A 21,497-nucleotide genomic window follows, 5' to 3' on the forward strand; every position below is an offset into this window, starting at 1 on the left:
CCCGGGCGCGAGCGTACATGCGGCGAGGCGTGCCCGGCGCCGCGAGTTCGCGCGCATGAAGCGGTTCGCGCAGCTTTTCGCCGAGCTCGACCGCAGCACCGCGACGCTCGCCAAGGTCGACGCCTTGAAGCGCTACTTCGCGGTCGCCGAGCCGCGCGACGCGGCGTGGGCGGTCTATTTCCTCGCCGGCGGCAAGCCGCGCCAGGTGGTGCCGAGCACGGTGCTGTGGCAGACCGCCTGTCGCGCCGCGGGCATCGACGACTGGCTGTTCGACGCCTGCTACCAGGCGGTCGGCGATTTCGCCGAAACCGTGGCCCACGTGCTGCCGCCGCCGCGCCGCGAGAGCGACCTCGGCCTGGCCGACTGGATCGAGGAGCGCCTGCTCGCGCTGCGTGGCCTCTCGCCCGAGGAGCAGTCGGCGCGCGTCGCCGCCTACTGGGACGAGCTCGACACCGGCGGGCGTTTCCTGCTCAACAAGCTGATCGGCGGGAGCTTTCGCGTCGGCGTCAGCAAGCTGCTGGTGCAGCGCGCGCTCGCCGAGGGCGCCGGCATCGACGCCAAGCTGGTGGCGCAGCGGATGATGGGCTACACCGACGCGCGCACCGCGCCGAGCCCCGAGCGCTACCGCCAGCTCACCGCCGGCGAGGGCGCCGGGCCGCTCGATGCCGGGCAGCCGTACCCGTTCTTCCTCGCCCACCAGCTCGACGCGCCCCTGGCCGAGTTCGACGTGCGGCTCGCCGCCCCCGACGCCTGGATCGTCGAGTGGAAGTACGACGGCATCCGCGCTCAGGTGGTGCGGCGCGCGAGCCAGGTCTGGATCTGGTCGCGCGGCGAAGAGCTCGTGACCGAACGCTTCCCCGAGGTCTGCGCACTCGCGAAGACGCTGCCCGACGGCACGGTGCTCGACGGCGAGATCGTGGTCTGGAAGGACGGCCGGGTCGCGCCGTTCGCGTTGCTGCAGCAGCGCATCGGCCGCAAGGTGCTGACGAAGAAGGTGCTCGCCGATGCGCCGGTGGGCTTCATCGCCTACGACGTGCTCGAGTGGCAAGGCGCCGACCTGCGCGAGCGGCCGCAGGGCGAGCGCCGCGCCGTGCTGGAGGCGATCGCCGCCCAGCATCCGGCGCTGCGGTTGTCGCCGGTCGAGACGCGCGGCAGCTGGACCGAGTATGCGAGCCTGCGGGCCGAGTCGCGGGCGCGCGGCGTCGAGGGCTTCATGCTCAAGCACCGCGAGGCGCGTTACGGCACCGGGCGGCGCAAGCAGGACGACCTCGCCGGCGGCACCTGGTGGAAGTGGAAGATCGACCCGCTCGCCGTCGACTGCGTGCTGATCTACGCCCAGGCCGGCCACGGACGTCGTGCCAGCGTCTACACCGACTACACCTTCGCGGTGTGGAGCCGCACGCCGGAAAGCGCCGACGAGGCCGCCGCGGTGGTCGACGCGATGGCGCGCCGCGAGCCGCCGGCTCCGGGCGCGCTGCAGCTGGTGCCGTTCGCCAAGGCGTACTCGGGGCTCACCGACGAGGAGTTCCGTCGCATCGACCGCGTGATCCGGCAGACCACGCTCGAGAAGTTCGGGCCGGTGCGCAGCGTGCGGCCGAGCCTGGTGTTCGAGCTCGGCTTCGAAGGCATCAACCGCAGCAGCCGCCACAAGAGCGGCATCGCGGTGCGCTTTCCCCGCATGCTGCGCATCCGCGACGACAAGCCCTTGCACGAGGCCGACACGCTGCAGACGCTCGAGGCGCTGCTCGAGCTGCAGCACGGCGCGGCCGCAGGCGACGGCGCCGACCCTGGTGGCGCGCGCAGCCTGGTCTCCGACGACGACGCTGCCGGATCAAGCGACCCGCTCGCTGCCGCGCCGGCGTGATCGCCGCCCGGTCGGTCGTCAGCCGCCGAGCCGCTTCTTCCAGCGCGTCCAGCGGCGCCGCCACGGCACCGACCACTTCTGCGTCTTGACGAACAGGCCGTCGGGCAGCGCCCGGTAGACCTCGCCGATCAGGTTGACGAGGCGGCGGCTGTGCGGCGTCGGCGAGCGCGGCGACACGGCGTGCAGCGACTCGTCGGAATTGACGAACGCAACCAGGGTGTTGGCACGGTACGGAATCGTCGCGACGAGCTCGGCATCGTCCGCGTCGCACTCCGAGCCGACGAAGCGGCGCGCGCGGCCCGGCTTCCAGCGCCGGATCTCGAGCTCGCCGCCGGTCGAGTCGTCCTCGTCGCGACGGAAGTAGAGCAGCATCGCGAACAGCTCCTCGGGCGCGTCGGTGTGCACGCGCACGCTGCCCGGGTGCGTCACCGGCGTGTTGATCCCGATCTGGCAGTCGAGCGAGATCGGGCCGGCGTCGCCGTCCGGATCGAAGCGCACGCCGCTCGCCAGGTGTTCGAGCCGGCCGCCGAGGCGTTGCTCGAGGTCGGGGTAGGTGGCGCGCAGGGCCGGCCCGAACACCCGCACCACGTCAGCCCAGAACGCCGCCGACGCGTGGTGGCGCACGAACGCCTCCCAGACCGGCGCGACGAGCCCGGGTGCGCGCAGCACCTGGTGAGCGCCGATGTCGTTGCGCTGGTTCGGCTGCACCGGGCCGCCGCGCCGCCAGGCGTCGAGCTCGAGCACCTGCGCGTCGGGCGGGTAGGCGTCGGCGAGCGCGCGGTAGTAGTCGGCCGGCAGGCAGTTCTCGATCACCAGATGGGCGAACGGCTCCATCCGAACGTCCGCCGCGCTCGCCCGCCCGAGCACGCTGTGCACCGGCACGTCGGCGCTGCGGCGCAGGGTGTCCGCAGCGCGTGCGCCGCCGCGCGCCTCAGGCGCGCCGCCGATCACAGGCCCGGCGCAGCGCGTGGGTCGCGCGCAGCGACCCGACGCTGATGCCGTTCCAGTTGCGCAGCGTCACGTCGCTGAGGTCGCGCATGAACGCCGCCTCGTTCGCATCGAGCGGAACGAAGGCCTCGATCACCGCGGCCATCGTCACCTCGGCGGCGCGCGCGTTGTTGCCGTCGTCGATCTTGATCGCGACGCCGAGGCCGCGTTCGGGCAGCGCGGCGCAGAAAACGCCTTCGGCGCCGACCTTGCAGAACACGCGCTCGCCGAGCTGCTGCATCACGCGGGTGTCGAAGCGCTCGGTGCCGCCGACCATGAACGGCGACCGCGCGACCGCGCGGCGCAGCCGCGTCACCGCCTCGGCTCGCGCCGGGCTGAGGCCCTGGCCCGTTGCGACGCGGGCGAACGCGAGTGCCAGGTTCTTGAGGGGGATCGCGAAGGTGGGGATCGAGCAGCCGTCGGTGCCGCGCGGCGCGGTGCCGAGGTCGTAGCCGGTCGCTGCCTGCAGTGCCGCGGTCACCTCGCGCATCACCGGGTGCTGCGGCGCGACGTAGCCGCGCGCGAAGCGGGCGAGGTCGCCGCCGTTGGCGCGCTGACACGCGACGCACAGGAAGCCGGCGTGCTTGCCGGAACAGTTGTTGTTGAGCGCCGACGGCTCGCCGCCCGCGGTGGCCAGCGAGCGTGCCGCGCTGTCGAGGTACGGCCAGTGCGTGCCGCACTCGAGCGCGTCGACGTCGAGCCCGGCCTTGGCCAGCATGCCGGCGACGACGCGGGTGTGCGCCGGCTCGCCGTTGTGCGACGCGCAGGCGATCGCGAGCTCCTCGTCGGTGAGGGCGAGCCGGTCGGCCGCGCCGCTCTCGACCAGCGGGATCGCCTGCAGCACCTTGACCGCCGAGCGCGGAAAGATCGGCCGGTCGACGTCGCCGATCGCGACCACCACCTCGCCGGCGGCGTCGATCACCGCGAGCGCTCCGCGATGCGACGACTCGACCGTGCCGCCGCGCAGCGCCTCCACCAGGATCGGGTTCATCGAGCGCTTCCTCCGGTCGCGAGCAGGGGAAGGTGGCCGGTCAGCGAAGCGCGTGTCATGGACGGGAACGAGGCTCGTGTGGTGGGAGGCGCCGATCTTACGGAGCGCCGACGCGGTGCGCGCGTCGGCGGCACCATCGAGCCGCGCGCGACGCTGCCGCCGAGGCGTCGAACCGACGGCGGCCCGGCGGCGCACAGCCTGCAGGCGAGCGGCGCTGACCGGGCGCCCTGGAGCCGAATCCGCGACGCCCGGCGTCGCGCTCCGGACGGCACGCCTGCCGCGCTCGCCGGTGCTGCAGTCCTGACCGGCGGCGCCGCGACAATCGCGCCCGTGTCGACTGCCGCGCTCGCGCTCGTCCTCGTCGCCGCGCTGCTGCACGCGGCGTGGAACGTCCTCGCCAAGAAGGTCGGCGGCGACGCCCGCTTCGCGTTGATGACCGCGCTGATCGTCGTCGTGCTGTGGGCGCCGGTGTGCCTTGCCGTCGGCCTCGTCGACGCGATGACGCGCTGGGGCGTGCTCGAGTGGGGCGTGCTGCTCGCGAGCGCGGTGATCCATGTGGCCTACTTCATCGCCCTGCTGCGCGGCTATCGCGCCGCCGACCTCACCGTGGTGTACCCCGTCGCACGCGGCACGGGGCCGCTGCTGTCGTCGATCGGCGCCGTGCTATGGCTCGGGGAAAGCCTGTCGCTCGCCGCCGCCGCGGGCGTCGCCGGCGTCGTGTTCGGCGTGTTCTGCATCGCCGGCGGTCCGGCACTGCTGACGCGTGCGCGCGATCCCGCGCAGCGCGCGCGAGTCGTCGCGGGGCTCGGCTGGGGCGGCCTGACGGGCGGGCTGATCGCGGCCTACACGCTGGTCGATGGCTACGCTGTCAAGGTGCTGCTGATCTCGCCGATCGTGGTCGACTACGTCGGCAACGTGCTGCGCGTGCCGTTCCTGCTGCCGACCGCGCTGCACGACCGCACCGCCTTCGCGGCGCTCTGGCGCCTGCAGTGGCGCGCCGCCTTCGTGATTGCGCTGATCGGCCCGCTCGCCTACGTGCTGGTGCTCTACGCCGTGCAGCTCGCGCCGCTCAGCCACGTCGCGCCGGCGCGCGAGGTGTCGATGCTGTTCGCGGCGCTGCTCGGCGGGCGCCTGCTCGGCGAGGGCGACACGCGCATGCGCCTCATCGGCGCGGCGTGCATCGCCGGCGGCGTGGCCGGCCTCGCGCTCGGCTGAGCGACGGCAGGAACCGGTCCGGGCTCCCTGATCCTGGCCGCGGGGCGCGGATCGACCCACGCCATCAGGGCGAGCGAGCCTCTGCTAACGTGCCGCAGGCCGCGGGCTCCCCCGCGGCGGCCACGCCCCCCGGCGCGGCGCACCGGTGCAGCGCACGCATGAACTTCTCGTTGTGGTCGGCCATCGTGGGCCTGCTGCTGGTCTCGATGGCGCTCGGCTACACGCGGCTGGCGCGCCTGCCGCTCAGCACCTCGCTGCTCTACCTGCTGGTCGGCGCGGCGTTGAGCCCGCTCTGGCTCGACCTGGTCGCGCTCGACCCGATGGCGCATTCCGAGGGTCTCGAGCGCCTGGCCGAGGTGGTGGTGCTGCTGTCGCTGTTCACGTCGGGGCTGAAGATGAGCCTGACCGTCAGTGACGGCCGCTGGGCCTTGCCGCTGCGCCTGGCGACGCTGTCGATGCTGGTCACCGCCGGCCTCATCGCCGCGCTCGGCGTCTTCATGCTCGGGCTGCCGCTCGGTGCCGCGGTGCTGCTCGGCGGCATCCTGGCGCCCACCGACCCGGTGCTCGCCGCCGACGTGCAGGTCAGCCAGGCCGGGGATCGCGACCGCCTGCGCCTCTCGCTTACCGGGGAAGCCGGCCTCAACGACGGCACCGCGTTCCCGATCGTCATGCTCGGCCTCGGCCTGCTCGGCCTGCACGAGCTCGGCCCCTACCACTCGCGCTGGGTCGCGGTCGACGTGCTGTGGGCGGTCGGCGCAGGGCTCGGCATCGGCGGCCTCCTCGGCACGCTGGTCGGGCGCGTGGTGCTGCACCTGCGAAGCACCCGACAGGAAGCGATCGGCCTCGACAACTTCCTCGCTCTCGGCCTGATCGGTCTTTCTTACGGACTCGCCAACCTGGCGCATGGCTACGGCTTTTTGGCGGTGTTCGCGGCCGGGCTCGCGCTGCGCCGGCTCGAGGAGAAGCCGGTCGGCGGCGCCGCCGATCAGGCCCTGCAGCAGGGCGCGCGGCCCGACCAGGCGCCGCCGGCCGCGGCGATCGCCGAGGCGTTGGCCAGCCCCGACCGCGCCAGCGCAGAGAAGGCGGCCAGCGACCCGGCCAAGGCGCCCGCCTTCATGGCGCACGCGGTGCTCAGCTTCAACGAGCAGGTCGAGCGCATCGGCGAGTTCGCCGCGGTGGCGGCGGTCGGCATGCTGCTGTGGGCGCTCGACTGGGGCCATGCGTCCTGGGCCTTCGTCGCCGTGGTGCTGCTCGTCATCCGACCGGTGTCGGTCGTGGCCGGCTTGCTGCGCTCCGACTCGTCGCGGACTCAGCGCGCGCTGATCGGCTGGTTCGGCATCCGCGGCATCGGCTCGCTGTTCTACCTGGCGTATGCAATGAACCACGGCCTCGACACCGACCTGGCGTCGCAGCTGGCGACGCTGACGTTCTCGGTGATGGTGGTGTCGATCGTCGTCCACGGCATCTCGGTGACGCCGCTGATGAACCTTTACGAGCGGCGCAAGGAGCAGCGCCGCAGCGCCGACGCCGCGCGGGCCGCTTCGACGGGCTCGCGTGGTGGCTAGAGCCGGGCGTCCGCCGCTGCCGCGCCGGATCGCGTCGCCCGACGCGCCGGGGGTGCGTGACGACGGCAGCCGGGCCGCGCGCGATCTCGGCCCCGACGCGAATGCGGCGAACGACGCCGCTGCGATCGGCTCCAGCGGCGACGAGCCCGCGCCTGCCGAGGCACCGTCGTCGAGTGCCGAGGTCGGGGCCGCACCGCGCGAAAACGCACCGCCGCCGCAGCCGATCCCCGGCATCGACGCCACGAAGCTGACCGGCGTCGAGCTCGCGGCAGCCTGGTTCGCCGCGCGCGGCTGGCAGCCGTTCGCGTTCCAGCGCGAGGTGTGGGACGCGATGGCGGCCGGAACGAGCGGCCTGCTGCACGCCACCACCGGTTCGGGCAAGACCTACGCGGTGTGGTTCGGCGCGATCGCGCGCGCCCGCGCGATCGGCATGCCGATGCGCGCGGCGACGCCGCCGCGCCTCGGCATCCTCTGGCTCACGCCGATGCGCGCGCTCGCCGCCGACTCCGCGCGCGCGCTGCGCGAGCCGGTGGCCGGGCTCGGCATCGGCTGGTCGATCGGCATCCGCACCGGCGACACGCCGCCTGCCGAACGCGCAAGACAGGATCGGCGCTTTCCGACCGCGCTGGTGACGACACCCGAGTCGCTGTCGCTGATGCTCACGCGCGAGAGCGCGCACGACGAGCTCGGCGGCATCCACACCGTGATCGTCGACGAGTGGCACGAGCTGATGGGCAGCAAGCGCGGCGTGCAGGTGCAGCTCGCGCTGGCGCGCCTCAAGCGCTGGAACCCGGCGCTGGTGGTGTGGGGCCTCAGCGCGACGCTCGGCAACCTCGAGGAGGCGATGCAGGTGCTGCTCGGCCATTCCGACGGCGCGATGGTGCGCGGCCGCCTCGACAAGGCGCTGGTCATCGACACCCTGCTGCCGGCGAACCCGGGCCGCTTTTCGTGGGGCGGGCATCTGGGCAAGCAGATGCAGCAGCCGGTGGTCGAGGAGATCGCCAGGTCGTCGACCACGCTGGTGTTCGTCAACATGCGCTCGCAGGCCGAGGCCTGGTACCAGCTGCTGCTCGAGCAACGGCCCGAGTGGGCCGGGCTCGTCGCGCTGCATCACGGCTCGCTCGACAAGGACGTGCGCGACTGGGTCGAGATGGGGCTCAAGGAAGGGCGCCTGAAGGCGGTCGTCGCGACGTCGTCGCTCGACCTCGGGGTCGACTTCCTGCCGGTCGAGCGCGTGCTGCAGATCGGCTCGGCCAAGGGCGTCGCGCGCCTCCTGCAGCGCGCGGGGCGCAGCGGTCACGCGCCCGGGCGCGCCAGCCGCATCACGCTGGTGCCGACCAACACGCTCGAGCTGGTCGAAGCCGCGGCCGCCAGACGCGCCGCGCAGGCCGGCAACATCGAGAAGCGCGCGACCCACGACAAGCCGTTCGACGTGCTGGTGCAGCACCTGGTGACGGTGGCACTCGGCGGCGGCTTCACGCCCGACGCGATGTTCGACGAGGTGCGTCAGGCCTGGGCGTACCGCACGCTCACGCGCGCCGAGTTCGACTGGGCGCTCGACTTCGTGGTGAAAGGCGGGACCAGCCTCACTGCGTATCCCGAATACCACCGCGTGCGCGAGGTCGACGGCATCTATCGCGTGCCCGACCGCGGCGTGGCGCGACGCCACAAGCTCGGCGTCGGAACCATCGTCAGCGACTCGTCGATGCAGGTGAAGTACCTGAGCGGCGGCCGCATCGGCACGGTGGAAGAGGGCTTCGTCGCACGGCTGAGGAAGGGCGACTGCTTCATCTTCGCCGGCCGCAACCTCGAGTTCATCCGTGCCGAGGAGATGACGGCCTACGTCAAGCGCGCCGAGAACAGGAAGGCCGCGATGATCAGCTGGGCCGGCGCCAAGATGCCGCTCTCGAGCGAGCTGGCCGACGCGGTGCTCGATGTGCTGGCGGGTGCCGCGCAGGGCGACTCCTCGGAGCCCGAGCTCGAGGCGGCAAGGCCGATGCTCGAGACGCAGGCGCGCCTCTCGCGGCTGCCGACGCCGAAGCTGCTGCTGATCGAGCGCCTGCTCTCGCGCGAGGGCCAGCACCTCTTCATCTACCCGTTCGCGGGGCGCAATGCGCACATCGGCCTCGGCAGCCTGCTCGCGTGGCGCCTCGCGAGGGACGCGCCGAACACGTTCAGCATCTCGATCAACGACTACGGCCTCGAGCTGCTGAGCGCGCTGCCGGTCGACCCGGCGCCGCTCGTCGACCAAAGCCTCTTCGAGGAAGGCGACCTGCTGCACGACGTGTTCGCGAGCCTGAACTCGAGCGAGCTCGCGCGCCGGCGCTTTCGCGAGATCGCGCGGGTGAGCGGCCTCATCTCGCAGGGCTATCCCGGCCAGCCCAAGAGCACGCGCCAGCTGCAGGCGTCGAGCACGCTGTTCTACGAGGTGTTCCGGAAGTACGACGCCGACAACATGCTGCTCACGCAGGCGCAGAGCGAGGTGCTGAGCCAGGAGCTCGACATCAGGCGCCTCGCCGAAGTGCTGGCCCGCATGCGCCAGCAGAAGGTCGCCTACGTCGACCTCGCGGTGCCGAGCCCGTTCGCGCTGCCGCTGATGGTCGAGCGCTTCCGCGAGAAGCTGACCACCGAGAAGCTGAACGTGCGGCTCGAGCGGATGCTGAAGGAGATGGAGAAGGAGGCCGAGAGCGCCGGCTGACCGCGCTTCCCGGCCGGGGCGGCTACGCGCGAGCCCTAACCCGGCTGCGGCCGGGTGCAGACCGCCGGCCGCGACGCCGGACGTCGAACCGCTCGCGGCGCCACTAAGATCGATCGAATCGTCCGGCGCCCGCGCGTCGGCGTGTCAACCCATGGGCCGCAAGGCCGGTCGAGCCTGCAGCGCGAACGCTGAACGGCATCCGGAGGCAAGGGCGAACGAATGACTGACCGCTACAAGTCTTCCCGCGAGTGGCTCGCACGCGCCGAGCGCGTCATCCCGGGCGCGCATCACTTGTCGGGGAGGGTGCTGACGACCCCGGAACGATCGCCCATGTACATCCAGAGCGGCCGGGGCTGCCGGATCAGGGACGTCGACGGCAACGAGTACATCGACTACCTGATGGCGTTCGGTGCGTTCCTGCTCGGCTACGCGCACCCCGAGGTGGATGCCGCGGCGCGGGCCGAGCTCGAGCGCGGGCCGCTGCTCTCGATGAACCGGCCGCAGCACGTGCTCTTCGCCGAGGCGCTGGTCGAGCGGTTCGACAGCGCCGACATGGCCGTGTTTCTGAAAACGGGGAGCGAGGCGACCACCGCCGCGCTGCGCATCGCGCGCCGGGCGACCGGACGGCGCCGCGTCGTGCGGGCGGGCTATCACGGCTGGCACGATTGGTGTCTGCCGCTCGACCCTTCGGTGCCGGCCGGCCTCGACACGCAGGTGCTCGAGTTCGACAGCAACGCCCCGGGCACGCTCGAGGCGCACTTCGCGGCCTACCCCGGCGAGATCGCCGCGGTGATCCTCGCGCCCGAGATGGTGCTGCCGCCCAGGCGCGAGGTGTTCGAGGCGGTCCAGGCCATGGTCCGTCGACATGGCGCGGTCTTCATCCTCGACGAGGTGAAGACCGCGTTCCGCACCGCGCCCGGTTCGGTGCAGGCGCGCTTCGGGCTCACACCCGACCTCACGACCGTGAGCAAGGCGATGGGCAACGGCTGGCCGGTCGCCGCCGTGCTCGGCCGACGCGAGGTGATGAGCAGCGCGGCCGGCATGCACCTCTCGGCGACGTATCACGGCGACACCGCCGCGATGGCCGCCGCGCTCGCGACGCTGCGCATCGTCGACGAGCGCGGCGTCGCCGAGCACGTGTGGGCGCTCGGGCAGCGCCTCATCGACGGCCTGAACGCGATCGCGCGCGAGTTCGACGTGCCCGCCACGAGCTACGGCGAGCCCTTTGCGCCGATGCCGTTCCTGCGCTTCGAGCACCCGAACCCGGCGACCAACGACGCCGTGCGGGGCGCCTTCTACGACGCGATGCTGGCCCGTGGCGTGCTGCTGCACCCGCGCCACATGTGGTTCATCAGCCATGCGCATCAGCCCGCCGACATCGACACCACGCTCGAGCACGCGCGCAGCGCGATGAAGCTCGCCCGCGAGCAATGCCGCGCGGACTGAGCATGGTCGTACCGATCGAGGACATCCAGCGCATCGTCGACGGCTACCTGCGCCAGGAGGCCTCGGCGGCGATGGTGTTGATGGAGCTGATCCAGCGCACCGAAGATCCGGAAGCGGTCGCGCAGGCGCTTCCCGGGCTGCACGGCGATGCCGCGAAGCTCGCCGAACTCGCGCGGCACCTCGCCGCCCATCGTGAGGGCTGCGACACCATCGTGCGCATGATCCGGCAGCGGCTCGACTCGCCCGAGCTCGCACGCGACGCCGAGGAGGGCATCGAGCGGGCTCGCAAGCTGTTCGATGCATCGGTCGCGCAAAGCGAGGAGTCGAGCGTCGCGCTCTATTCGCTCGGCAGCCCCGAACTCCTCGCGGCCGCGACCGACGAAGTGATCGGCGTGCTCGACGACTGGGGCGTGCTCGGCGTCGAACGCGACGCGCTCGAGATCGGCTGCGGCATCGGGCGCCTGATGGCGCCGCTCTGCGCGCGCGTACGCTCGGTGGTCGGCACCGACGTCTCGCCCGGGATGATCGCGGCCGCCACGCGCCGGCTCGCGGGCTTCTCGAACGCCAGGGTCGTGCTGACGAGCGGTCAGGACCTCTCCGCTTTCGGCTCGGCATCGATGGACCTCGTCTACAGCGTCGACACGTTCCCCTACCTGGTGCTCGGCGGCCCTGCGCTGGTCGAGCGCCATTTCCGTGAGGTGCGGCGCGTGCTTCGCCCCGGCGGCGACTTCGTGCTCTTCAACTACGCCTACGGGCTGCCGCGGGACGAGGCCGATCGCGAGGTGCGCGCGCTCGCCCAGGGCGCGGATCTCGAGATCGTGCGTGCCGACGAGTCGCCGTTCCGCATCTGGAACGGCATCGGCTGGCTGCTGCGGCGAGGCTAGTCGATGCGCATCCTCTACCTGTCGCCCGGCTTCCCGCCGGGGTCGCACCTGTTCTGCGCGGCGGCGCGCGCGCGCGGCGCCAGCGTCGTCGGCGTCGGCGACATGCCCGAGAGCGACATGCCGCCCGGCGCGCGCGACGCGCTCGACCGCTACGTGTTCGAGCCGCGCATGGGCGAGTACGACGTGCTGCTCGGCATCGTCCGAACGCTGGTCGCCGAGCACGGCCCGATCGACTTCGTCGAATCGAACGGCGAGCACTGGCTCGAGGTCGAGGGGCGCCTGCGCGACGACCTCGGCATCGCCGGGCTCGGCGCGAGCGACGTGCGGCGCCTGCGCAGCAAGCTCGCGATGGCCGAGGCGTTCCAGCGAGCCGGCGTCCCGCACCCGCCCGGCATCCGGTGCGGGTCGCCCGACGCCGTGCGGGCGTTCGCCGCCGAGCACGGCTTTCCGCTCGTGTTCAAGCCCGACAGCGGATCGGGCGCCAGCCACACCTTTCGCGTGTCGAGCGCCGCCGAGCTCGATGCCGCGCTCCGCCAGCCGCTCGACGGCCACGTGGTCCAACCGTTCGTCGAGGGCGTCATCACCACCTTCGACGGCCTCGTGGACCAGGCCGGCCGCGTCGTGTTTTGCACCTCGCACACCTACGACCGCGGGATCATGGAGGTGCGAACCGGCACGCTCGACGGCTACTACTACTCGCGCCGCGACATCCCCGCGGCGCTCGAGCGTCTCGGCCGCCAGGCGCTCGCCGCCTTCGAGCTGCGCCGGCGCTTCTTCCACCTCGAGTTCTTCGAGCGCCCCGACGGCTCGTACGTCGCGCTCGAGATGAACGTGCGGCCGCCGGGCGGGTTCACGACCGACATGATGAGCATCGCGTGCGGGTTCGACGTCTACGACCTCTGGGCCGCGGTGCTGCTCGGCCAACCGCTCGACGGCTTCGCGTACGAACGCCGGTTCCACACGGCACACGCCGGCCGCCGCCACGATCGCGCGTACGAGGTCGCGGCCGAGGCGCTGCCGGGTTTGCTGGGCGAGACGCTGGCGCTCGTGAGGCCCATCCCGGCCGCGTTCGCGGTGACGATGGGCGACACGATGTACCTGCTGCGCCATCGTGAACTCGAGCGCCTGCTTGCCGCGATTCACACGGTCCAGCAGCCGAGGCGATAGGTCGGTGCCGGCTCGCCGCCGAGCCCGTCGGCGGGACCTTCAGCGCCGCAGCGCGACGCGCCGAAACAGGCCCGGGTAGTCGACGACCAGTCCGTCGTTGTCGACCGCCAGGCTCGCCTTGAACCCGGTCTCGTCGAGGCTTTCGAAGACGAACAGGTGCTCCTCCTGTCGCGTGTAGGCCTGCGCCCTGGCTTCGACCGTGAGGCCGGGTGCCGCGACCCACGCCATCCGGAACTCGCGCCGTTCACCGATCTGCAGCGCGCTGCGCCAGATCGGAAAGCTGTTGGTCAGCGGCGTCGGCCAGATGTCGATGTCGGTGCAGCCGTCGAGCCCGTGGAGGGGCTCGCCGCGATGGTCGGTCCATCGGCCGGCGTCGACGCGCAGCAGCAGGCGTCGCTGCTCGGCACCCTTGTGCGTGCGCAGCTCGGCGCGGCGCAGCAGGCCGTGATGGTCCCAGGCGAGTCGATAGGTCAGGCGAAACGGCTCGCCGTCCTCGTCGATCGCGAGCAAGGTGCTGTCGGCCGACCCGGTCGTGAGCACCACGTGCTCGAGGCCGATTCCGGAATGGTCCGCGTTCCAGATCGGCGTCCAGCACACGTGGCGCAGAGTATCGAATCGCATGCCGAACAGCCCAGGGAGTGGACGCGCGTGATACCGCGAAGCGGCTCGAGTCGCAAGAGGAACCGTCGCCTGGTCGCGGTGCTGATCGCGACCGTCGCCTTCGGCGGCTGGGCCGACCTCGCCGCCGCGTCTGGCATCGCGGTGATCGGAACGATGCTGGTCACCACCGTGCTCACGTTCTTCGTCGTGCGGCACGGCTGGGACCCCTGTGGGTCGAGCCGAAGCAGCCGCTCGCGAACGACCGCGTGCGTGCCGCCCGTGCACGCGCCCGATCGGCGCTCAGCGGAACGCGACCCACAGCAACGATGTGCCGGAGACCGCCATGAGGGCGTCGATCAGCGAACGGTAGCTCGCCGAGCTCAGGCGCAGCACGACGGAGCGACCGACGAACGAGCCCGCCATCAGCGTCGCGCCGACCACGAGGCCGTGGAGCAGCAGATCGAGCGGCAGCGCGCCGAGCGCGCGGAACGTCGTCGCCTTGGCGCCGTACACCGCGAGCGAACTCGCCGCCTCGGTGCCGAGGAACGCGCCGCGCTCGAGCCCGTAGAACGTGAAGAGCGGCACCGTCAGCGGCCCGGTCGAGACCACGATGCCCGTGAGCAGCCCGAGCGGCGCGCCGAGCAGCATCAGGTGCGTGCGTGAAAGGCGGAACCGGCGGCGGGCCAGCCAGCGCCGCGCCGGGATCAGCGCGAGAAAGAAGACGCCGAGCGCGCTCTCCGCCGCGCCGGCCGGGAGCGCGAGCAACAGGCGCGCGCCGAGCATCGCGCCGGGTACCGCAGTGACGCAGTACGCGCCGCACGCCTGCCAGTCGATCTCGCGGCGCCACGCCAGGACCCGCCCGAGATTCCCCGCGAACGCAGCGACCGCCATGATCGGAACCGCCTGGCGCGGCCCGAACATCACCACCAGGATCGGCATCAGGACGAGGGACGAGCCGGTGCCGACGATGCCGCCCAGCGTGCCCGCGAAGAGGCCGCATGCCAGCATCAGGAGGTAGTCCATGCGGCCAGCTTACGGCATCGGTCGAGCGCACCGGGCCGCGGCGGCGCGAGCCCTGCTGGCCGACGAAGGCAGCTCAGGCCCCGGATGCGGGTAGCTTCGGGGGCGCGTGGGGCGCCGGCTTGCCGCCGCTGCAGCGAGTGGTGAACCCCGATCTGCAGCGCCGCGGTACCGCCTCGCTTGCGCGGACTCTCGATCGAAGCCTTCGCGCCTGCCGCGCTGCACCACGCGGCAAGGCGCTTGAACGCCTCAGTTCTGGAAGCAGGTGAAGTCCGGCCGCGCCGGCGCGCCGGGTGCCGGGTTCTGCCACGCGATCGGGCCGCAGAGTCGCTTGCCGGCGCCGATGGCAGCGTCGTGCACCGCCTTGACGAGCCGCTCGTACTGCGGGTCGCCCTGGGTCCAGCCCGAGAAGTTTCCGAGGTCGCTCGACGCGGCGAACACGCCGTGGATGCCCGCCACCTTGGCGATCTGAGCCGCGTTCTTCACGCCCTCGATGGTCTCGATCATCACGATCAGCACGAGGTTGTTGTTGAAGGTCTGCCGGTAGTTGGCGCCCTGCAGCCACGGCCCCAGCACCTGCGCGGTCTGCGAGCCGCCCTGGCTGCGCCGGCCGAACGGCGGGTAGTAGGCCCACTGCACCACCTCCCGGGCTTCCTCGACGGTGTCGACGGTCGGCACCACCAGCACCATGGCACCGCCGTCGAGCGCGTGCTGGATCTCGCGCTCGTCGGTGTAGGCAACGCGCACCCCCGGAATGGCGCGCCGCGTGGGGCATGCGGTCGACGAGCCGTACGCCCACATGCGCCACGCATCGCCCCACGTGAGGCCCGAGTGCTGCATCTCGGTCCACGTGAAGTCGGCATTCGCCTGGCTGGCCTGGTTGCAGTAGGTGGTGTCGGAGGTGGCCGGGAAGGTGCCCTGAACGGTCCGACCGATCACGTGCTGGCCCGCCAGCATCTTCTGCTTCACGGGGTTCCAGATCAGCCCGCCCGACGTGTCGTCGTTGCGTGGCCCGTAGACCCAGGTCTTCGGGTCGATGCCGTTGCCCTGGTTGAACGGAAAGCCCGGACCGAAGTCGATGCCGACGTTGACGGTAACGCCGCTCTGGGCGCGTGCGTCAAGCGACGTGACCGTCACGGCGCCGCACAGCACGCCGGCGGCCAGCAGGGAACAGGTGGAAACGAGGGAACGCCTCATCATGACTCCTCCGTGGTTCTTGTGGATGGTGTGGCCGAGGTCCAACCACGCGGACGGCGGCGGTCCATGTTGCGCAGCGGTCCGCGCCGTGACCTGCATGCGGATGTCGCGACTGTCACCAACTGCAGCGCACCTGTTTGGCAGGACCGCTTACAACGCGTTGCCGATTGGGCGCCTGTTGCGGCGCCTCAACGGGCGCGCTGGCTTCCGAAGGCGTGCCGCCGCCTGGGTTCGTGACCGGCACGGCCGGCAAGACGCCGGCCGGCGTCGACGAGCGCGCCTTGCGCGAGACGCTGGTCGCGAGAGGTGCTTACGTTCGCGTTCGATGCGATGGCGCGGGGCCTGCTTCGGACGCGCTCGACGAGCGCGTCACGCGCCTGGCGGGAACGCGAATCCGATGGCGTCGCGCAGCACCTGCGGGACGATGCCGCCATGCGTGCCGCTGTATCCCTGCGCGGTGAATGCGAGGCGCTCGTAGCGACGCTGGGTGATTCGGTTGGCGTACTCGATGTTGGCAGCGGCGTTGCCGAGCGAGGCATGGGAAAGATGCAGTCGCACCGGCAGCTCGCGATAGGCCGACGCATAGCCCTGCTCCCAGCCTTCGGCCTGGCTGGACAGGCAACTGATCGACGCGTCGCTCGAGAGATAGGCCTTGAACGTGTGGCGTCCCGGAGCCTCCGAGAACATCGCATAGAGAACGAACGCGCCGCCGTGCGAGTGGCCGAACAGCCCGCGCTGGCTCGGGCTGCCGCCGATGCTGGTCTCGATGTGGGGAACGAGCTCCTGGCGCACGAAGTCGAAGTACGCCGCCTGGCCGCCGCCATTGCCGGTGCAGAGGTTCGCAGGCACGTAGTCGCGCTCGCGCTGCCGTGCACTTTCGACGGCGACGACGATGATGCGGGCTCGTGCCGACTCGACGATCTCCACGAGCGTCTGGAACCAGCTCTCGCCGTCGAGCACGTAGAGCACCGGCAGGCTGGCGCGCGGCCCCGCGCTCGCGGGCGGCACGTAGATGCTGAGGGGGTAAGCCGTTCCGGTGATCCGGGACGTGAGCGACCTCGATTCGGTCGCGCCCTCCATCGCCGGCGCGTCCTCTCCGGAAGATGAACCGCTGCCACCGCCGCCGCAGCCCCCCAGCAGGGCACCGAGAATCGAGAGGGCCGCCGAGCGGCGCGTGCACGTTGACCTCATCCCGGCGAGGCTAGCGCAGCTTGACGCGCAAGCCGCCTCGAGGCCGAGTTCAAGATCGTCCGGGTGGCAGCCGAGCGTGAAAACAGTCACGTGCCGGCGACCACGCCCGGTCAGTGCAATCTGGCGGCGGCGACTCCGTGAAAGCGGGCCGCAGCCGGACGCTCGATCCACCTTCGGCCGAACGAATTGCTCGGATACTCGCGATCCGTTTCGGCCGTCCGTTCATGTCCAGCACGTCGACGCCCGTTCGCGTCAGCTGAGCACGTCAAGAGAGAAAAGACGGGAGGACCGCTCGCGGGCCTCGATCAGTCGACTCCATGATCGCCCGCTCCCGGATTCGCTGCCTTCCCGTCCTTGCGGATGAAGCTGATCTTCCCGCCCGGCTCGAGCACGGCCCAGGCGACGTCCTGCAGCTTGGCGATGCCCGCCAGGCGCATCTCGGACTCGACCTCGGCCGGGGTCATGCGGTCGCGGCGCAGGTTGTCGCGCAGCAGCTCGCCGTTGCGGACGATCACGCGGGGCTCGCCTTCGAGCAGGCGCTCGACGCGCGGCGAGAGGTACGAGAGCCAGTTCATCACCAGCGCCCAGAACATGAAGGTGCCGATCGCGAGCAGCGCACCGACGAGGCTGGTGTCGGTGTGCGTCACGCCCTGCTGGATGAGGTCACCGATGACGACCAGCGCGACCAGTTCGAACGGCGTCATCTGGCCGAGCTGGCGCTTGCCCATCAGGCGGATCAGCAGGTAGACCACGGCGAACATCACCGAGGCGCGCAGCACGATGTCCATCAGGGCAGCACTCTCAGTTGCAGCGGCAGGTCCGCGAGCTTGCGGTTGCCGTCGAACACGGCCACGACGCCGCGCTCCGACCCGATCCGCGTGGGGTTGATCTGCAGGTCGAACTTGGCCTCGAACGTCTGGCCCGCCTCCACCGGGCCGTACGTGAAGCGGAACAGGTCGTCCTCGTGGCTCTCCTCGGCCGGCGCGGGCACCAGCGAGTTGACGGTGCTGTCGCGCCAGAGCGCGGGGCTGATGCCGACGACGAGCTTGCCGATGCGTTCACGCGCGGCGACGCTGACGCGGGTCTCGTAGATCTCGCCGTTCCTGGCGCGGGTCGGCGTCGACACGTGCAGCGCGAGCGCCGCCGCATCGACCGCGAAATCTTCGTTGCGGCTGCCGGCGAAGCCGCTCGCGCCCCAGGCGACGAGCGCGCCGAGCACGATCAACGACAGGGTGCTCGCGTGATGGTGCTGGGAGCTGCGCTCCTCGATCTCTCGCCCGATGCCGTCGGGCCGCTTCGCGTCGGTGGCGTCGTCGGTCATGGCCGCGAATCTAACCGGGCCTCACGCGTTGATGGGGTCCGCCGGTGCGACGCGCGTCGCGCCCGCTGCGTCGACCCGGTGGCCGGACGTTCGTGTGGGCGACGTCCGCCATGGCGCTGCGCCGGCGTCGCGTCGCGGGGCGAGGTGTCCGGCGGCGCTCTTGCCGCCGCCGGACCCGCCACCGGTTCGTCTCGGGCAGCCCCGCATCACGCGGCGCGGTGGCCACCCGTGCGGCGGCATGCAGGCTTCAGCCGGCGCCTGGTCCGGTGACGGCACCGCCCCCGCGCTCGTGGCCCGACGATGCGAACGGCTCACGCTGCCGGCGCCCGCGGGCGCCATGCAGCGTGCGAGTCGTCAGGGTGCGATGACCAGCTGGTTGTCGACGCTCTTGACGCCTTTGATCTCGCGGGCCATCGCTTCGGCCTTGCGGCGGATGGCGAGACTCTTGACCTCGCCGCGCAGCGACACGGCGCCTTCGCGCGTATCGATGTTGACCTTGAGCGCGCTGATGTCGGGGTCGGCCGCGTACTTGGCCTTGAGCTGCGTGCCGATGCTCACGTCGTCGACGACTTCGCCCACGGTGCGCGAGTTCGGGTCGCTGGCGCAGCCGGCCGTCAGCGCCGCGACGAGTGCAAGTGCGAAGAGATTGCTTTTCATGAATGTGCCTCCCGTGGTTGCTTCGATGGGAGCGGCGACGCGTGATCCGCGGCCCGCCCTCGGCGCACCTGGCAGCAATCGGCGTACCTGTCTGCCAAGCGTGCCGGGCAGCCCGACGCCCGTCGGGTCGGCGCAGCGCCGTCCGCGGAGTTCGTCGCCGGCGCCGCGTCAGAGGGCGATCAGCCCGCGTCGGCGACGCACTTCTTGACGAAGCTGTTCCTGGCTGCGCCGGCGAGCTTCTTGTCGGCAGCCTGCGCGTCGCACTTGTCCTGCGCGCTCTTGGCGGCGGGCTGCGCGTCGGCGTTGCATTTCTTGAGAAAGCTGGTCTTGGCGGCGCCCGCCAGCTTCTTGTCGGCCGCCTGCGCGTCGCACGACTTGGCCGAATCGGCCTCGCACTTCTTCAGGAAGCTGGTCCGGGCCGCGCCGGCCAGCTTCTTGTCGGCGGCCTGCGCCTCGCAGGTGGCATCGGCCGCGTGCGCGGAGAAGGCGACAAGGCCGGCGGCCAGGGCGCAAAGATGGAGGGCTTGCTTCATGATCTTCCTTCGCGAGTGGGGACGGGGCCCCAACGTTTCGCCCTGCAGGGGGGTTGACGCTCGCGGGTAAGCCCCGACGGCAGTTCGCGACCGCAACGCCCGCATCCGCAGCGCTCAGCCGGGCTCCAGCGCCGTCAGCAGCCGCTCGACCTCGGCCGGGTCGACCGGCTTGACGAGATGTCGATCGAAGCCCGCCTCGGCCGTTCGCGCGCGGTCGCGGTCCTGGCCCCAGCCGGTGAGCGCGACCAGCAGCACCGATCGATGCTGGGGCAGCGTGCGGATGCGGCGCGCCGCCTCGATGCCGTCCATCACCGGCATGCCGAGGTCGAGGATCACGACGTCCGGCCCGACCGCGTCGAGTCGGTCGAGCGCCTGCTGGCCGTCGCCGACGGTCCAGACGTCGTGGCCGAACAGGCGCAGCATCTCGGCGAGCGATTCGGCCGCGTCGCCGTTGTCGTCGGCGACGAGGATGCGCTGGCGCTGGCCGCGCGCCTCGGCGCCGGCCCGGGTGTCGCCGGCGCCCGCGTGCGGCGCCTCGATCGCGGGCAGGCGCACGGTGAAGGTGCTGCCCTGGCCCTCGCCGGCGCTCGTCGCCTCGACGCTGCCGCCGTGCAGCGCGACCAGGCGCTTGACGAGCGCGAGGCCGATGCCGAGTCCGCCGCCGTAGCGGCCCTGGTGCTCGCGCACCTGCGAGAAGAGGTCGAACACGTGGCCGACGGCGGCGGGCGGTATGCCGATGCCCGAGTCGCTGACGCGCACCCGGGCATCGTTGCCGTCGCGGTCGAGCACGACCCGGATGCTGCCGCCCGATTCGGTGTACTTGGCCGCGTTGCCGAGCAGGTTGACGAACACCTGCGACAGCCGATCGTGGTCGCCCAGCACCCACAGCGGCTCGTCCGGAGCGTCGACGACGAGGCGGTGCTCGCGCGACTCGACCGTGATGCGGGTCGATTCCATCGCGCTCGCCAGCGCCCGGCCGATCTCGATCGGCTGCTGCTTGAGCTCGAGCTTGCCGGAGCTGATGCGCCCGACGTCGAGCAGGTCGTCGACCAGCCGGACCAGATGCGACAGCTGGCGGTCCATCATGCCCAGCGTGTTGCGCAGGCGGTCGTCGGTGCGACTGTTGAGTCGCGCGATGTGCAGCCCGTTGCGCAGCGGCGCGAGCGGGTTGCGCAGCTCGTGCGCGAGCGTGGCGAGGAATTCGTCCTTGCGGCGGTCGGCGTCGCGCAGCGCTGCTTCGGCGCGCTTGCGCGCGCTGATGTCGTTGAACAGCACCGCCACCCGATGCTGCTCGGGCGCGCCGACACGGAATGCGAACACGTCGAACCAGCGGTCGTCGACGTGCTCGGCGTGATTCTGAAAACGCATCGGCTCGCCGGTCCGCGCGACCCGACCGTACATCTCGAACCAGTGCGCCTCGTGCTTGGGCGCGAACTCGCGGATCGTGCGGCCCAGCGCGCCGGCGAGTCCGGTGTGGCGCTCGAACGCCGGGTTCAGCTCCAGAAAGCGGTAGTCGAACGGCTGCCCCGACTCGTCGAACAGCATCTCGATGATGCAGAAGCCCTCGTCGATGGCATCGAACAGCATGCGGTAGCGCTGTTCGCTCGCGACCAGCGCCTGCTGCTGTGCGGCGAGCAGCGCCTGCTCGGCCATGACCTTGTCGGTGGTCTCGAACGCCGCCGACAAGAAGCCGCGCACCTCGCCTTCTTCGTCGCGCAGCGGCGACCACGAAAACGTGAACCAGCTCATCGGTTTGCCGGGGCGACCGCGCAGCGCGACGGGGCGGTCGACGAAGCCGTGCGGGCGACCGGCCATGGTCGCCTCGACGAGCGGGCGGAACTCGTCCCAGACCTCGGCGAAGACCTGCGAGAACGGCTGGCCGAGCGCCGACGGGTGCTTGGCGCCCAGGATCACGGCGTGGCCATCGTTGTAGAGCGACGTGAGGTGGTCGCTCCAGACCAGGAACACCGGGTGGGCGGACTCGAGCATCAGGTCGACCGCGCTGCGCAGGCTCTGCGGCCATTCTTCGATCGGCCCGAGTGGGGTCGTCGTCCAGTCGAAACCGGCGATGCGCCTGGCCATCTCGCCGCTCGCGTGCGGCCAAACCTTGTTCATGCCGCTCCGTCGGCAACGTCGATGCCCGAGGATAAGGGTCGCGCCG

At 71.5% G+C, this 21,497-nt stretch carries 18 protein-coding genes and 1 pseudogene; 8 read left to right on the forward strand and 11 right to left on the reverse strand.

What is annotated here, in order from left to right; all coding sequences use genetic code 11:
- Window positions 1–55 precede the first annotated feature (55 nt).
- Window positions 56–1,864: an ATP-dependent DNA ligase gene (locus tag HQN59_RS08420; RefSeq protein ID WP_176068062.1), complete on the forward strand. Its 1,809-nt coding sequence runs from the start codon at window positions 56–58 to the stop codon at window positions 1,862–1,864.
- A gap of 18 nt (window positions 1,865–1,882) precedes the next feature.
- Here HQN59_RS08420 and HQN59_RS08425 read toward each other — a convergent pair whose 3' ends face one another.
- Together HQN59_RS08425 and HQN59_RS08430 are read right to left on the reverse strand one after the other, a co-directional pair.
- Window positions 1,883–2,698 (reverse strand): 2OG-Fe(II) oxygenase, encoded by an 816-nt coding sequence (locus HQN59_RS08425; RefSeq protein WP_176068064.1) that lies wholly within the window; start codon window positions 2,696–2,698, stop codon window positions 1,883–1,885.
- A 97-nt stretch (window positions 2,699–2,795) separates the two neighbouring features.
- Window positions 2,796–3,842: an asparaginase gene (locus HQN59_RS08430; protein ID WP_176068066.1), complete on the reverse strand. Its 1,047-nt coding sequence runs from the start codon at window positions 3,840–3,842 to the stop codon at window positions 2,796–2,798.
- Window positions 3,843–4,172: 330 nt separating this feature from the next.
- Between HQN59_RS08430 and HQN59_RS08435 the strand changes: the two genes are divergently transcribed.
- The 6 genes from HQN59_RS08435 (at window position 4,173) to HQN59_RS08460 (ending at window position 12,817) form a co-directional block, all read left to right on the forward strand.
- Complete coding sequence (locus HQN59_RS08435) at window positions 4,173–5,057, forward strand: EamA family transporter (RefSeq protein WP_176068068.1); 885 nt, start codon at window positions 4,173–4,175, stop codon at window positions 5,055–5,057.
- Window positions 5,058–5,215: 158 nt separating this feature from the next.
- Window positions 5,216–6,622, forward strand: a complete 1,407-nt coding sequence (locus HQN59_RS08440; RefSeq protein WP_176068070.1) for a cation:proton antiporter — start codon at window positions 5,216–5,218, stop codon at window positions 6,620–6,622.
- Window positions 6,623–6,854: 232 nt separating this feature from the next.
- A complete protein-coding gene (locus HQN59_RS08445; protein ID WP_425342703.1) occupies window positions 6,855–9,320 on the forward strand; it encodes a ligase-associated DNA damage response DEXH box helicase in 2,466 nt (821 codons plus the stop codon).
- A 219-nt stretch (window positions 9,321–9,539) separates the two neighbouring features.
- Complete coding sequence (locus HQN59_RS08450; protein ID WP_176068072.1) at window positions 9,540–10,766, forward strand: aspartate aminotransferase family protein; 1,227 nt, start codon at window positions 9,540–9,542, stop codon at window positions 10,764–10,766.
- 2 nt (window positions 10,767–10,768) lie between these two features.
- Window positions 10,769–11,650, forward strand: a complete 882-nt coding sequence (locus HQN59_RS08455; protein WP_176068073.1) for a class I SAM-dependent methyltransferase — start codon at window positions 10,769–10,771, stop codon at window positions 11,648–11,650.
- Between the two features lie 3 nt (window positions 11,651–11,653).
- On the forward strand, window positions 11,654–12,817 hold the full coding sequence (locus tag HQN59_RS08460) for an ATP-grasp domain-containing protein (RefSeq protein ID WP_176068076.1): 1,164 nt from the start codon (window positions 11,654–11,656) through the stop codon (window positions 12,815–12,817).
- A 39-nt stretch (window positions 12,818–12,856) separates the two neighbouring features.
- Here HQN59_RS08460 and HQN59_RS08465 read toward each other — a convergent pair whose 3' ends face one another.
- Window positions 12,857–13,438 carry a putative glycolipid-binding domain-containing protein gene (locus HQN59_RS08465; RefSeq protein ID WP_176068078.1) on the reverse strand — a complete coding sequence of 194 codons (582 nt, stop codon included), beginning with the start codon at window positions 13,436–13,438 and terminating at the stop codon, window positions 12,857–12,859.
- Between the two features lie 69 nt (window positions 13,439–13,507).
- Here HQN59_RS08465 and HQN59_RS26030 point away from each other — a divergent pair.
- A pseudogene (locus tag HQN59_RS26030) lies at window positions 13,508–13,639 on the forward strand (KUP/HAK/KT family potassium transporter); the annotation flags it as partial.
- 78 nt (window positions 13,640–13,717) lie between these two features.
- On the opposite strand, the gene HQN59_RS08470 reads toward HQN59_RS26030, so the two are convergent.
- The 8 genes from HQN59_RS08470 to HQN59_RS08505 all read right to left on the reverse strand — a co-directional run bounded on the left by HQN59_RS08470 (window position 13,718) and on the right by HQN59_RS08505 (window position 21,451).
- On the reverse strand, window positions 13,718–14,440 hold the full coding sequence (locus HQN59_RS08470) for a sulfite exporter TauE/SafE family protein (RefSeq protein WP_176068080.1): 723 nt from the start codon (window positions 14,438–14,440) through the stop codon (window positions 13,718–13,720).
- A gap of 246 nt (window positions 14,441–14,686) precedes the next feature.
- A complete protein-coding gene (locus tag HQN59_RS08475) occupies window positions 14,687–15,634 on the reverse strand; it encodes an aldolase/citrate lyase family protein (RefSeq protein ID WP_176068082.1) in 948 nt (315 codons plus the stop codon).
- A 369-nt stretch (window positions 15,635–16,003) separates the two neighbouring features.
- Window positions 16,004–16,714, reverse strand: coding sequence for an alpha/beta hydrolase (locus HQN59_RS08480; RefSeq protein WP_176068083.1), 711 nt, complete (start codon window positions 16,712–16,714; stop codon window positions 16,004–16,006).
- A 416-nt stretch (window positions 16,715–17,130) separates the two neighbouring features.
- The gene (locus HQN59_RS08485) at window positions 17,131–17,613 is read right to left on the reverse strand and encodes a DUF421 domain-containing protein (protein ID WP_176068085.1); all 483 of its coding nucleotides are present in this window, start codon (window positions 17,611–17,613) and stop codon (window positions 17,131–17,133) included.
- Window positions 17,613–18,146 carry a hypothetical protein gene (locus tag HQN59_RS08490; RefSeq protein ID WP_176068087.1) on the reverse strand — a complete coding sequence of 178 codons (534 nt, stop codon included), beginning with the start codon at window positions 18,144–18,146 and terminating at the stop codon, window positions 17,613–17,615. The genes HQN59_RS08485 and HQN59_RS08490 overlap by 1 nt, the downstream gene beginning before the upstream one ends.
- 354 nt (window positions 18,147–18,500) lie before the next feature.
- Window positions 18,501–18,803, reverse strand: a complete 303-nt coding sequence (locus HQN59_RS08495) for a BON domain-containing protein (protein WP_176068089.1) — start codon at window positions 18,801–18,803, stop codon at window positions 18,501–18,503.
- 179 nt (window positions 18,804–18,982) lie between these two features.
- Window positions 18,983–19,336, reverse strand: coding sequence for a hypothetical protein (locus HQN59_RS08500; RefSeq protein ID WP_217703965.1), 354 nt, complete (start codon window positions 19,334–19,336; stop codon window positions 18,983–18,985).
- 114 nt (window positions 19,337–19,450) lie between these two features.
- Window positions 19,451–21,451, reverse strand: coding sequence for a hybrid sensor histidine kinase/response regulator (locus tag HQN59_RS08505; RefSeq protein ID WP_176068091.1), 2,001 nt, complete (start codon window positions 21,449–21,451; stop codon window positions 19,451–19,453).
- Between the last annotated feature and the right edge of the window lie 46 nt (window positions 21,452–21,497).

Source organism: Rhizobacter koreensis (assembly GCF_013366375.1).
In the GTDB taxonomy this organism is placed as follows: domain Bacteria; phylum Pseudomonadota; class Gammaproteobacteria; order Burkholderiales; family Burkholderiaceae_C; genus Schlegelella_A; species Schlegelella_A koreensis.